The organism is Kitasatospora sp. NPDC004240, assembly GCF_053603215.1.
Window position 1 is genome coordinate 1 of sequence record NZ_JBSGFD010000236.1, and the last position, 11,833, is coordinate 11,833.

At 71.8% G+C, this 11,833-nt stretch carries 11 protein-coding genes and 1 pseudogene; 3 read left to right on the plus strand and 9 right to left on the minus strand.

Going from position 1 to position 11,833, the window contains the following annotated elements:
- Positions 1-591: 591 nt before the first annotated feature.
- The 3 genes from ACWEQL_RS36880 to ACWEQL_RS36890 all read right to left on the minus strand — a co-directional run bounded on the left by ACWEQL_RS36880 (position 592) and on the right by ACWEQL_RS36890 (position 1,969).
- A complete protein-coding gene (locus tag ACWEQL_RS36880) occupies positions 592-996 on the minus strand; it encodes a hypothetical protein (protein ID WP_452155008.1) in 405 nt (134 codons plus the stop codon).
- Between the two features lie 111 nt (positions 997-1,107).
- Positions 1,108-1,464, minus strand: coding sequence for a hypothetical protein (locus tag ACWEQL_RS36885; protein WP_452155010.1), 357 nt, complete (start codon positions 1,462-1,464; stop codon positions 1,108-1,110).
- Positions 1,465-1,537: 73 nt separating this feature from the next.
- On the minus strand, positions 1,538-1,969 hold the full coding sequence (locus ACWEQL_RS36890; protein WP_452155012.1) for a PH domain-containing protein: 432 nt from the start codon (positions 1,967-1,969) through the stop codon (positions 1,538-1,540).
- Between the two features lie 904 nt (positions 1,970-2,873).
- On the opposite strand from ACWEQL_RS36890, the gene ACWEQL_RS36895 reads away from it, so the two are divergent.
- Both ACWEQL_RS36895 and ACWEQL_RS36900 read left to right on the plus strand, forming a co-directional pair.
- Positions 2,874-3,005 (plus strand): BBE domain-containing protein, encoded by a 132-nt coding sequence (locus ACWEQL_RS36895; RefSeq protein WP_452155014.1) that lies wholly within the window; start codon positions 2,874-2,876, stop codon positions 3,003-3,005.
- 209 nt (positions 3,006-3,214) lie between these two features.
- Complete coding sequence (locus tag ACWEQL_RS36900; protein ID WP_452155016.1) at positions 3,215-3,466, plus strand: hypothetical protein; 252 nt, start codon at positions 3,215-3,217, stop codon at positions 3,464-3,466.
- Between the two features lie 152 nt (positions 3,467-3,618).
- On the opposite strand, the gene ACWEQL_RS36905 is transcribed toward ACWEQL_RS36900, so the two are convergent.
- Positions 3,619-4,902, minus strand: coding sequence for an amidohydrolase family protein (locus ACWEQL_RS36905; RefSeq protein WP_452155018.1), 1,284 nt, complete (start codon positions 4,900-4,902; stop codon positions 3,619-3,621).
- A gap of 235 nt (positions 4,903-5,137) precedes the next feature.
- On the opposite strand from ACWEQL_RS36905, the gene ACWEQL_RS36910 reads away from it, so the two are divergent.
- Complete coding sequence (locus ACWEQL_RS36910; protein ID WP_452155020.1) at positions 5,138-6,220, plus strand: alpha/beta hydrolase; 1,083 nt, start codon at positions 5,138-5,140, stop codon at positions 6,218-6,220.
- Here ACWEQL_RS36910 and ACWEQL_RS36915 read toward each other — a convergent pair.
- The 5 genes and pseudogenes from ACWEQL_RS36915 to ACWEQL_RS36935 form a co-directional block, all read right to left on the minus strand.
- On the minus strand, positions 6,210-7,514 hold the full coding sequence (locus ACWEQL_RS36915) for an NAD(P)/FAD-dependent oxidoreductase (protein WP_452155022.1): 1,305 nt from the start codon (positions 7,512-7,514) through the stop codon (positions 6,210-6,212). The genes ACWEQL_RS36910 and ACWEQL_RS36915 overlap by 11 nt on opposite strands.
- The gene (locus tag ACWEQL_RS36920; RefSeq protein ID WP_452155024.1) at positions 7,514-8,290 is read right to left on the minus strand and encodes an ABC transporter ATP-binding protein; all 777 of its coding nucleotides are present in this window, start codon (positions 8,288-8,290) and stop codon (positions 7,514-7,516) included. Before ACWEQL_RS36920 ends, ACWEQL_RS36915 begins: the two co-directional genes overlap by 1 nt.
- Positions 8,287-10,197: a dipeptide/oligopeptide/nickel ABC transporter permease/ATP-binding protein gene (locus ACWEQL_RS36925; RefSeq protein WP_452155026.1), complete on the minus strand. Its 1,911-nt coding sequence runs from the start codon at positions 10,195-10,197 to the stop codon at positions 8,287-8,289. The genes ACWEQL_RS36920 and ACWEQL_RS36925 overlap by 4 nt, the downstream gene beginning before the upstream one ends.
- Before the next feature lie 2 nt (positions 10,198-10,199).
- The gene (locus ACWEQL_RS36930) at positions 10,200-11,168 is read right to left on the minus strand and encodes an ABC transporter permease (RefSeq protein WP_452155028.1); all 969 of its coding nucleotides are present in this window, start codon (positions 11,166-11,168) and stop codon (positions 10,200-10,202) included.
- A 14-nt stretch (positions 11,169-11,182) separates the two neighbouring features.
- Positions 11,183-11,833 (minus strand): annotated as a pseudogene (locus tag ACWEQL_RS36935) (ABC transporter substrate-binding protein); the annotation flags it as partial.

The following is an 11,833-nucleotide window of genomic DNA, read 5'->3' on the forward strand; positions in this document are numbered from 1 at the left end:
CGGCCAGGGCGGCGAAGGCGGGCTTGCGGACGCGCACGGTGTGTTCCTCCGGGTGGGTGGTGCTGTCGGGTGCTCGGTGCGAGCGGGTTTCCGAAAAGCAGGACCGCCTTCGCGGACGAACCGTTCCGCCCGGGCCGCCCCCAGGACAGTGCTGTGACATGTACGTTCGGAAACCACCCGCGCCATCACCACCTTCCCGCACCCCACCCCACCGCTGACCTGCGCGAACACCGGTTCCACCATGCCACCGCACCCCCGCCGACACCGCCACCACTCCCGGGACGGACCCGTGACCCGAACGGCCTTGACCACGGACTATCGGGCATCAACTCCTCCGAGCCGGTGGAGAACTGACCGAGCCTCCGTTGCCACCCGGTCGCCGTGGACCTGCCGCCGCCATCTACATCCGCGTCCGGCTCCGTCTCCAGCGCCAAGCCATCGCCGACGTCGACGTCAGCGCAGCCGGAAGCCCTGCAGAGTCGAACCCGGCGGGGCTTCCGGTGTTTGCAGGATATTTCACCTATTCAGGTCCGGTGCCCATTTCAATCCTCTGGATCACCGGATTATCGGCCAGTGCGGGATTTTCGCTGATTAGCCCTGCATGGGCGGCCGAATGAAATCATACAGCTCTGGTAGCAGTTCACCACTTGGGGCGATTGCTTGCTCTTCCCTCCTTGAAGAGCTAATTGATACCATCTTGCCCGCCTGGCGAACGCTAATGACCTCCTCGCTCTCCGTGAAGCCGAATGTGGCGTCTTCTCCCTGAGAGATGCGATCGCTGATGCCGCAGAGGGAAAGCGTCAGATCGAAGAGGGTGGCAAATCTTCCCTTGGGGATGATCGCGACGCCATTCACGACCAGCTCGACGTTGACGCCGAAGTGCTTGTACCGGAGGTCGATCTCCGGGGCAGCCGCGGGGTCTCCCTGCGCCGCGGCCTCCCAGCTCCTCCGCCAGGGTGATCCCGGCTCCGGGACGGGGAAGGAAAGGCTGATCATCGATCTCCTTGCGAGTGTAGCTGTCAACCGCCGATGCGATCACCGAGCAACAGCCGCAGACGAATCGAGGTCGACACCTGATGTTGATCTGCTGACGCAGGGAATTCCGGGTCATGCCCCTCCGGCGCGGCGGGCGAGATTCTCCTTGATTTTTTCGCACGACCGCTTGGAACGCTCCAGCCAGGCGTCCACGTCTGACGCCAGCGATGGGATCCTGTTCTTCACGGATTCAGCCAGTTCGGACATCTCTTCCCACGACTCTGCCAGGAGGGCCTCGTCCAGGCCCATCGCCACGGCAACTCGAAACTCGTCGCCCGAATCCAGCCACTTCCTTCCGGTCTTGAAGATCTTCCCGTCTTCGTCGTCGAGGATCCAGGAAAGCGAGAGGATCTGTTCGGAGAGGTAGCCGGGTGGCAAGTTCCTGGCCCGGTGATCAGCTAGATAGTTGAGGACATCCTCGATATCCACTGTTGCAGCTTCCTGTAGGGGCAGCGAACCCGAATTCGCCGTACATCGACGCCTGGCTTCGGCTCGGGTGAGGTCAGGCCGTGGTGGCGGAGGCGCGGGCGTCCTCCAGCTCGGCCACGAGGCGTTCGATCCGTTTGACGGGCCGCGTCCGGAGGCTGTAGCTACCGGCCATCGGCAGCTGGTCGACGCCGCCGGAGACGAGGACCAGTTCGGCCGTGTGGGAGGAGAAGAGCTCCCCACCGCTGACGTACCTCACCTCCCGGATCTCCGGCCAGGAGTAGGACCGCGACCTGAGCAGCCCCGTGTACCTGAGGCCCGCCGGCCCGAAGGACACCCGGAACAACGGGACACGGACCACCAGGACCAGCCCCGGAACGCCCATCAGGACGATCGGTATGAGGTCGTCGAGCCTCGTGGACCAGAAAACGCCCGCAACCGCGGTGAGCAGGAGAAGGAGCCCGGCTGGCAGGTACACCAGCACCCACGGATTACGTCTGCTGCGCACGGTTCCCCCACGTCAAGGTCGCAGGCCGGGCCCGTACGACCACTCGGAGCCAATGTAGAAGATCGAACAGTCCGATGAGAACGCCGGGACCCGCCTGAGCGGAGAAAGGCCCGGTGCCGGTCCGTCCGGGACAGGCTTCAGAGCCCGCCCCGGACGGTCAGGAAGTGCAGCACGGTGAAGACCGGGTAGGCCGTCAGGGAGATCCGGTTGACGAGCAGGTCCGGGTGGCCGAGCGGGCGGGGGCGGGATTCGCGGGGGCGGAGCTGCGGGTGGCGGGCGGCATGGCGGACACCGGTGGCGAGGGCGGCGGTGTCGAACCCCTGGACGCCGAACCAGGAGGCGACCCGGCCGCCGAACTCCAGGGTGTCGGCGTTGCGGACGGTGATGGACAGGCAGCCGCCCTTGGCCGTGGCGGCGGTGATCTCCTCCCACCCGCACGGCGACGGGAGAGTCCGGTGGCCACCGTCGCGCCGTCACGGTCGATCGCGGCCTGCCAGCCGAGCCGGGCGGTGGCACCGACCGCCGATGAACAGGGGCTGCAGCAGCCCACCCCACCAGCCGGACTCGTCGCGCAGCACCCCATTCTGACGCGGCAGGTTACCTTTCACACGGTGGCAGCCCGTCCAGCGGGTGTCACCGATAGCGGGGGCAACACCTTCTCGGCGGCCGAGGAGAGGCAGCGCGCGTTGGAGCACGGGCAGTGCCGGATCGGAGAACGGCGCGCCGTAGCGGCTGTTGTGCCCTCACAGACTGCGCCGCCCGGCAGGGCGTTGTCGATGGTGCGCGTTATGGCGGCCGCGGTCCTCAGCGATGCCAAAGCCGGTGAACCTGATCGGGAGCCTTCGTCGCGGTTTGGTCACTTCTGTGCCGGCAGGGTGCTTCGACGTTGGAGAGTGCTGCCGACATGAGTGATCTGACTGCCGCGCACCGTGGTTACGAGTACCAGGACAACTGCACCCGCCTCCAGAAGGCCAAGGCGACCTGGAACCCTACGAACGTCTTCCACCACGCCCGGTCGGTCACCCTGCCGTCCTGACCGATCACGCAGAGACATGTCGACCATCCGGTAAGCGGATGATATCGGGATGAAAGGGCGTGGGTGAAGAGGCCTCGGTGGCCACTCGGCACGAGCCAGGGTGGCCTGCCGAGTGCCATCGTGAGGGTGGCTCAGGGTTCGCACGCAGCGGGTCGGGCTCTCGGGTGTGTGCGTGTTTGTGAGGGTGCACTCGGGTCGATGCTGACCTTTTGCCGAGCTCGTCTGATGGTCGATCAGTCGAGCTCGGCGCCGGCGGCAACCGGGCGCTGAACTCGGTCCTGCAGGTCATCGCCATCGTCCAGATCCGCGACGGTGGCCGCGGGCAGGAGTACTACCAGCGCAAGATCGCCGAGGGGAAGACCCCGTCCGAGGCCCGCCGGGCCCTGAAGCGACGCCTGTCCAACGTGGTCTACCGGATCATGAAACGCGACCATCGCGCCCAACTTGCCGCAGCGGCTTGACACATAGAGGCGCTATGAAGTCACAAGCGCCCGTCCGGCCGCGTGCGTGGTGGCGCCACCGATGAGCCGACAAATCCCAAACAGGACAGTCGAGACGTCAGTCAGCGGAGGGGTCGGACCCACCGGTAGCGTCACCAAGAACATCATCACTGTCAGCCGAGTCCGTTCTTGTGGACGACGCCGCCCTTGACGATGAGACGCAGGTTGCGTTCGGGGTCGGCGAGGACGGACAGGTCGGTGGTGGGGTCGCCGTCGACGACCAGGAGGTCGGCCCAGGCTCCGGGTGCGACGACCCCGAGTGGTGCCGCGCGGTACGGGTCGCGGCGGCCGGACAGGCGGAACAGTTCGGCGTTGCCGGAGGTGGCCGTCCTGAGGGCATCGACCGGGCCGAGGTGGGTGCCGAGGCGGACGAGCATCTCGTTCTGCCGGTAGGCCTTTCCGGGGGCGAGCACCAGGTCGGTGCCGAAGGCCAGTCGCACGCCGTGTTCCCGAGCCCAGGCGAAGGTGCGGGCGACGCCTTCGCACACCTCGCGGTTCTTGCGGTCGCTGTCCGGGGAGTCGTAGTGGTGGTCGTCGACCTCGAACGGCTGGGTGCTCAGCCACACGCCCTTCTCCGCGAGGTGGCGGACGGTGTCCTCGTCGATGAGGTGCCCGTGCTCGATGCAGCGCACCCCGGCCTCCACCGCGCGACGGACGCCTTCGGAGGTGTAGACGTGCACGCTCACGTAGGTGCCCCAGTCGGAGGCCGCGGCGACGGCGGCCTCCAGTTCCGCGGTGGTGAACTGCAGCACGTCCAGCGGGTCGTACTCGGAGATGACGCCGCCGCCGGCCATCAGCTTGATCTGCGTCGCGCCCTTCTTGAGCTGCTCGCGCACGGCCGCGAGCACGCGCTCGGGTCCGTCGGCCACCCTGGTGAAGCCGATCTGTTCGGATCGGGCCGGCGGCCCGCCCAGGGCGGTCGGGGCGTCGTGGACCGTTCCGAAGTCGCCGTGGCCGGCGGTCTGGGAGACGGCCGCCTGGCTCGGGTAGATCCGCGGGCCGGGGAACAGGCCACGGTCGAGGACCCGCCGCAGGGGCTCGGTGTCGCCGGCCATGTCCCGCACCGTGGTGAAGCCGCGCATCAGCATGTCGCGGGCCGCGGCGAGGGCCTGGTAGTAGACGGTGCCGGTCGGTGCGAGCTGCAGGTCCGCCATGGTGCCGCCGATCGCGAACAGGTGGACGTGCGCGTCGGTGAGGCCCGGGATGAGCGTCCGGCCTCCGCCGTCGAGCACCGCTGTCCCTCGGGGGGCGTTGCGCGGGAGGGGGCGGCCCAGCACCACGTCCGCGATCGTGTCCCCCTCGATGCGGACGTGCCCCGGCACCGCCTCCCCGCCGATCCCGTCGAAGACGCGCACGTTCGCCACGAGCAGGCCGGCACCGGAGTCGTCGACAACCATGCCGCCATCCTCGACCGGCTGCGGCACCGCGGCCAGATCGGGCACCCGAACGGCGGAGCGGCGACGTCCCTTCCGAGGCGCTGTACGGGGCTACGCGGTCGGGCAGGGAGGTGATGACCCACGGTCCTCCGGCGCTGCACGGCGCGTTGTCGAACGGTTTCGGGGTGAGGGCCAGGGGAGACGGGGAATGAAGAGGACGGGGGCAGTTGTCGGATGCTTCTGTCACGGAGGGCCGATGCGCCGGGACGGTCGGGTGGCGAATACCCTGCTCGCGCTGCTGAGCCGTGACTGGGCGGGACTGCCGGTCGCGCTGCTGGTGGCCGGGGTGGGCGGCGTACTGATCGCGCTCGGTACCACGTGGGCGGTGGCCATCGGTGCTGCGACGGTGGCTGCCGGTGCGCTGCTGCTGGTCGGGGCCGTTCGGCACCTCGTCCTGGTGGCCCGCGAGAGACGGCGGAATCCGCCGCCGGGGCGGCTGGTCGACGTGGGTGGTCACCGGATGCACGTTCTCGCCGAGGGAGAGGCCGACGGCGGGCCCACGGTGGTCTGGATGCCCGGGGGGCACGCCCCCGGCGAGGAGTTACAGGAGCTGCACACGATGCTGGCGGCCCGGACCCGTTCGGTGCTGGTCGACCGCTTCGGTTCGGGGTGGAGTGATACCGGGCCCTTCCCCCGGACGACGGCCGTGGAGGCGGAGGAACTGCTGGCGGCGCTGGAGGGGGCGGGTGAGCGGGGCCCCTTCGTGCTCGTCGGTCATTCGTTCGGCGGATTGCTGGTCGCGAACGTGGCCAGGCGCCGGCCGGATCTGGTGGCCGGGCTCGTGCTGCTGGATCCGACGCCCTTGGAGGTGATCGCCTTCGCGCCGCCCAACCGGCAGCTCACGGGGATGCGCCGCGGCTTCCTGCTGTCGTCGCTGAGGTACCTGTTCGGCGCACACCGTGGCCCCGGTGGCCGGACGGGGCCGGGCTGCGCCGCCGCGTCCGTCTTCGCCGAGCTGTCGCCGTCCGGGTTGGCGAGGGCGGGCTGGGAGACCGTGGTGTACGACGGGGATCTCGGGGACCTGCCGTTGGTGCTGGTGATACCACGGGATCTCATCGGCGGTGAGGCGGTGCTGGCCGGTGCCCGGGACCCGGTCGAGGCCGAGCGGATCAGCCGCTTCTACCTCCGGACCAGGGTCCGGTACCTGGCGGCGTCGACGGCGTCCCGGCTGGTGCACACACCGGACGGGACGGGCCACGACTTCCCGCACGAGGCGCCCGGCTTCGTGGTCGGGGTGGTCGGGGACCTGGCGGGGGAGTTGCGTGTGATCAGCCCATGACCGTCCGCGCGGAGTCCGCCCGGACCGGGCGCCGGCGGGAGAAGGATCCCAGGTCGACGACGTTGCCGGTGTGGTCGCAGCGGTACCGGACCGGGTCGCCGTCGTGGTCGTGGCCGGACTCGACCGCGTCGATCAGGGTCGCGAGGAAGCGGCCCACCAGCGGGGCGTTCTTGAACTGGTTGCCGCTGGTGCCCATGGCGACGTAGTAGCCGTCGAGGGCGGTGCGGTCGTAGACCGGGGTCCAGTCGTCGGCCACGTCGTACACCCCGGCGGTCCCGAGCGGCCGGTTGGGGACGCCGATCGCCGGGAATCGGCGAGCGGCCCGGGTCACCTGGGTGCGGAAGCGGTGGGCGGTGGGGCGGGGGTCGGCGTCGTCCGGGTCGTCGATCCACTCGGGCCGGTCGCAGTCCGGCTGGGTGCCGCCGACGAGGAGGTGGCCACCGGGGGCCGCGCGCAGGTAGGTGCCGAGGTCGAGGTCGGCGACCACGGGGCCGGGGCCGCCGTCGTGGACGCTCGGTGCGGAGACCTGGTGGACCTCCTCGCGCAGCGGGCGCACGCCGATCGTGAAGTCGCCGCCGACCCCCGCCAGCCGGTTGAGGCCGCCCGACCACGGTCCGGCGGCGTTGACCACGAGCGGCGCGGCGATCCGTGCGCCGTCCGCGAGGACGATGCCCGTCACCCGGCCCGCGTCGCGTTCGACGGCCGTCACGGTCCGGTGGAACAGGAAGCGCGCGCCCAGCCCGACCGCCGTGTCCGCGAGGTTCTGGGCGGCGAGCTGCGGGTCGTCGACGAACCCGGCGTCCGGGGTGTACAGGGCGCCGAGCTCACCGGCCGGGCCGGCGAAGAAGGCCTCGTCGTCCACCGGTTTCGGTGGCCAGTACCGGCCGGGGTCGATCCCCGGGAGGCGCCTGCGCAGGGTCGGGCCGTCCCACCGCTCGTACGGGACCCCGGCACGGTCGAACAGGGCGGTGACCTCGGACGGTGCGACCGCGGGGGAGTCCAGCAGCACGGCGCCGGTGCGGTGGAAGCCGGCGAGCGGGCTGCGGCCGGTGACCCGCAGGTGGTCGGGCCAGGACGTCCAGAGGTGCTGCGCCTCCCAGGCCGTGGCGACGCCGTCGAAGGTGGAGTAGTTGAACCGGATGATCGCGCTGGAGGCGCCGGTGGAGCCGTGGCCCGCGGCACCCGCCTTGTCCACGACGACCACCTGCCGCCCGGTGCGAGCGAGTTCCAGGGCGATGGCGGAGCCGATCACCCCGGCGCCGACCACCACCGCCTCGGACCGGTCGAGGGGCATCAGGACCTCCGGGAGGGCAGTCGGGGGACGGAAGAGAGCAGCGTCCGGGTGTACGGGTGCTGCGGGGTGCGCAGCAGGGTTGCGGTGGGGGCGGTTTCGACGATCCGGCCGTGCCGCATGACCGCCACCGTGTCGGAGACGTGGCAGACCGCCGGCAGGTTGTGGCCGATGAACAGCATGGAGAGGCCGAGCCGCCGCTGGAGTCCGCGGATCGTGTTGAGGACGGCGGCCTGCACCGAGACGTCGAGCGCCGAGGTGATCTCGTCGGCGATCAGCACGGCGGGTTCGACGGCCAGGGCGCGGGCGATGACGACGCGCTGGCGCTGGCCGCCGGACAGCCGGCTCGGCAGGCGGTCGGCGAGCAGGGGGTCCAGGCCGACGAGGCCGAGCAGCTCGGTGACGCGGGCGGCGCGTGCGGGCCGGTCGAGCCGGTGGAAGACGGTGGCGGCCTCGACGAGCGTCCGGCGGACCGTCATCCGGGGGTCCAGCGCGGTGTCCGGGTCCTGGAGGACGATCTGGACCCGGCGGCCGAGCCGGCGCCGGTCGCGGACGGTGCGGAGGCGGACCTCCTGGCCGTCGATCTGGACCCGGCCGGCGTGGACGGGGACGAGGCCGACGATCGCCCGGGCCAGGCTCGACTTCCCGGAGCCGGACTCGCCCACGAGCCCGAGCGTGGTGCCGGACGGGATCTCCAGCGAGACGCCGTCCACGGCGGCGACGGGGCCGGAGCGGCCGGGGTGGCGGACGGTCAGGTCGGTCACCTGAAGAGTCGTCATGGTGTGACCACCGTCGCCGGGTCAGCCGTGACCGGTACCGGGTACCAGCACGAGACCCGGTGGTCGGCGTCGAGGTCCTCCAGGGGCGGTGCCTGCTCGGCGCAGCGGTCCCGGCGGCGCGGGCAGCGGGGCTCGAACGGGCACCCCGGCGGGGGCGCGAGCGGGTTGGGCGGCGCGCCCCCCACCGTCGGCAGCGGCCGGTCGCGGTCGGCGGCGAGGTCGGGGACCGATGCGACCAGGGCCCGGGTGTAGGGATGCCGGGTGCCGTCGGCGAGGCGGTCGGCCGGCAGGGTCTCGACGATGGTGCCCGCGTACATCACCAGGACCCGTTCGCAGAACTCGCCCACGAGCGCGACGTCGTGGCTGATGAACAGGACCGCGGCGGAGGTGTCCCGGCGGATCTCGGACAGCAGCCGGGTGATCTTCCGCTGGACGGTGACGTCGAGCGCGGTGGTCGGCTCGTCGGCGATGATCAGCCCTGGCCGCGTCATCAGCCCCGACGCGATCATCACCCGTTGGCGCTGGCCGCCGGAGAGCTGATGGGGGCGTGAGCCCAGCAGCGCCGGAGGGAGCCCGACGCGGCGCAGGGCGTCGGAGGCCTCCGACGTGGCCTGTGCGCGGCCGGCGCCGCGATGGGCCCGGACGGTCTCGGTGAGCTGGGTGGCCACTCGCAGGGACGGGTTGAGTGCCGAGGCCGGGTTCTGGAAGATCACCGCCAGGCCCGTCGCGAGATGGCGGTCCCGATCCCTCGGGGTCATGGCGGAGAGGTCGGCGCCGAGCAGACGGAGGGTGCGTCGGGACACCCGGGCACCCTCCGGGAGCAGGTCGGCGATGGCGAGCGCGGTGAGCGACTTGCCCGAACCCGACTCGCCGACGAGCCCGACGATCTCGCCCGGCCGCAGCGAGAGGCTCACACCGCGTACCGGCCGGATCATGCCGGCCGGGGTGGGGAGTTCCACGCCGAGGTCCTCGACCTGGAGTACCAGGCCGTCCTCGGCGGGCCCTCCCCCGGCGCCCCCGGCCTGGCGGCCGGGAGGTGCCCCCGTCGGCCGGGGGGAGAGTGGTGGCGCGGGCGTGTGCGGCGCCGGGTCACGCCGGGCGATGCCGCCGGCCAGGACCTCGCCGAGCAGTTGGAAGGTCAGGGCCGAGTAGAGGATGGCCAGGCCCGGGGCGAGGGCGGGCAAGGGCTCGGCGTAGATGCGGTCGAGGCCCTGGTTGAGCAGCTGACCCCAGTCGTAGTCGGGCGGCTGGACACCCAGTCCGAGGAAGCTCAGGCCGGCGAGCGCGACGAGGGCGGTGCCCGCCGCCGTGGTCGCGCTCAGCAGCAGCGGCTCGGCGATGTTCGGCAGGACGTGCCGCCACAGCAGTCGGTGCCGGCGCAGGCCGAGGACCCGGGCCGCGGCCAGGTGATCGGTGCCGGCCACGCCGGCCGCGAGGGTCTGGGCGAGCCGGGCGAATCCGGGGACGCCCGCGACGGCGAGGGCGAGGACCGCCCCGCCGGGGCCCGCGCCGAACACGACCGCGAGGAACATCGCGACCAGGAGCGCGGGGAAGGCGAGCAGGAGGCTGATCAGCCCGGCGAGCAGCCGGCGGGCGCGGAGGCCGAGCAGGGCGGTGGACGCCCCGAGGAGCACCCCCGCGGTCGCGCCCAGCAGGACGGCCGTCAGCGCGAGGAGCAGGGAGGGCCGGGTGGCGGTCAGGATCCGGGCGAGCAGGTCCCGCCCGAGGTTGTCGGTGCCGAACGGGTGTGCCGCGGAGGGGCCTTGGAGCACCGCGGAGGTGTCCGGAAGGTCGGCCGACGTGCCCCGGAGCAACGGGCCGACCACGGCGAGCACGACCAGCGACGTCAGCATGGCCGTCGTGACCCAGACCATGGGTGAGCGCCGGCGGCCGGGTGCAAGGGGCATGGTCAGATCTCCCGGATCGTCGAACGGGGGTCGAGCACGGCCAGCAGCACGTCGACCAGCAGGCCGACGAGCAGCACGGTCGTGCCCAGCACCAGCACCATCGCCTGGACCATCGGGTAGTCCTGCGTGACCACGGATTGCGCCATGGCCGAACCGATGCCGGGCCAGGCGAAGACCTTCTCGACCAGCACCGTGCCGGCGATCAGGGCGGGCAGCAGGCTTCCGGCGACGGTGAGTACGGCGATCGCCATGTTCGGCGCGGAGTGCCGCAGGTAGCGGCGTGCGGGGGACAGCCGCTTCGCCCGGGCGGTGCGCAGGTAGTCCTCGCCCAGCACCCTCAGCGCCTCCACCCGGACGATGCGCACCAGGAGGGCGGTGGGCGCGAGGGAGAGCGCGAGGACCGGCAGGACGAAGGACTCGGCGCCCGCCGAACCGGCCACCGGGAGCAGTTGGAGGCCGACGGCCAGCAGCGCGGTGAGCCCGGCGGCCAGGACGAAGTCCGGTACCCCGGTGAGGCCGGCGGTGATCGTGGTGAACGCCAGCTCGGTGCGCGGATGCCGCCCGTCGCGGGTGCGGACGGCCGCCAGCAGGCCGCCGGGCAGGGCGACGGCGAGGGTGACCAGGAAGGCGAGTCCGGCGATCTGCAGGGTGGCCGGCAGCCGGGTGCGGACCAACTCCGCGACCGGTGCCCCGGTGACCAGTGAGGTGCCGAGATCACCGTGCACGAGCCCGTCGAGGTAGTGCCGGTACTGGGACAGGAAGGGTGCGTCGAGCCCGAGGCTGTGTCGGCGGGCGGCCACCAGGGACGGGGCGGCGTCGACCCCGAGCGCGGCGCGGACCGGGTCGCCGGGGACGAGGCGGATCATCGCGAACGACGCGGTGAGCACGACGCCGAGGGAGAGGAGAAGCCGGGCGGCGCGGCGGCCGAGGAACGCCGTCCAGGGGTGCCGCAGCAGCTGGCGCACGGTCACGGCGGGTCCCCCGGTCATTGGTGGAGGCGGATGCTGGTGGGGACGATCTGGCCGCCGAAGGTCGTGGCGAAGGTGGTCCGGTGGCCGTACAGGGTGCTCCGTCCGTCGGCGATCGGCAGTGCGTCGGCCGAGCGCAGGAGTGCGGCGGCGGCCCGGTTCCAGGTGCCGCAGCCGGCCGTGTCGCTCTCCTGGAGGGCCTGGGCGACCAGCGCGTCGTACTCGGGGTTGGTCACGCCGGCGAAGTTGAGGCCCTGGGCGGGCGTGGGGCCGGAGAAGAACGGGACGAAGCCGACCGGCAGGGCGAAGCCCGGCGAGGTCCCGACCACGACGTCGAACCCGCCACTCCGGTACATGGCGTTGACGAGGGCGGGAAGGCTCTCGGTGACCAGGTCGACCTGCGCGCCGAGCGCCGTCCATTCGCGGGCCATCAGCTCGGCGACGGAGGGCAGGGTCGGGCCGAGCTCGGGGCTGGTGATCAGGCGGAGCCGGAGCGGGCGGCCGTCCTTGGCCAGCGGGCCGTCGCCGGTACGGGTCCAACCGGCGGCACGCAGCGCCGCGGCGGCGTCCTGCGCGGGCAGGTCGGCGGCGAGGTCGGCGAGCAGCACCTCGGTGACGATGCCGGGGAACCGGTTGCGCGCCGACGAGGGGCGCCCCTCGGCCTCGGC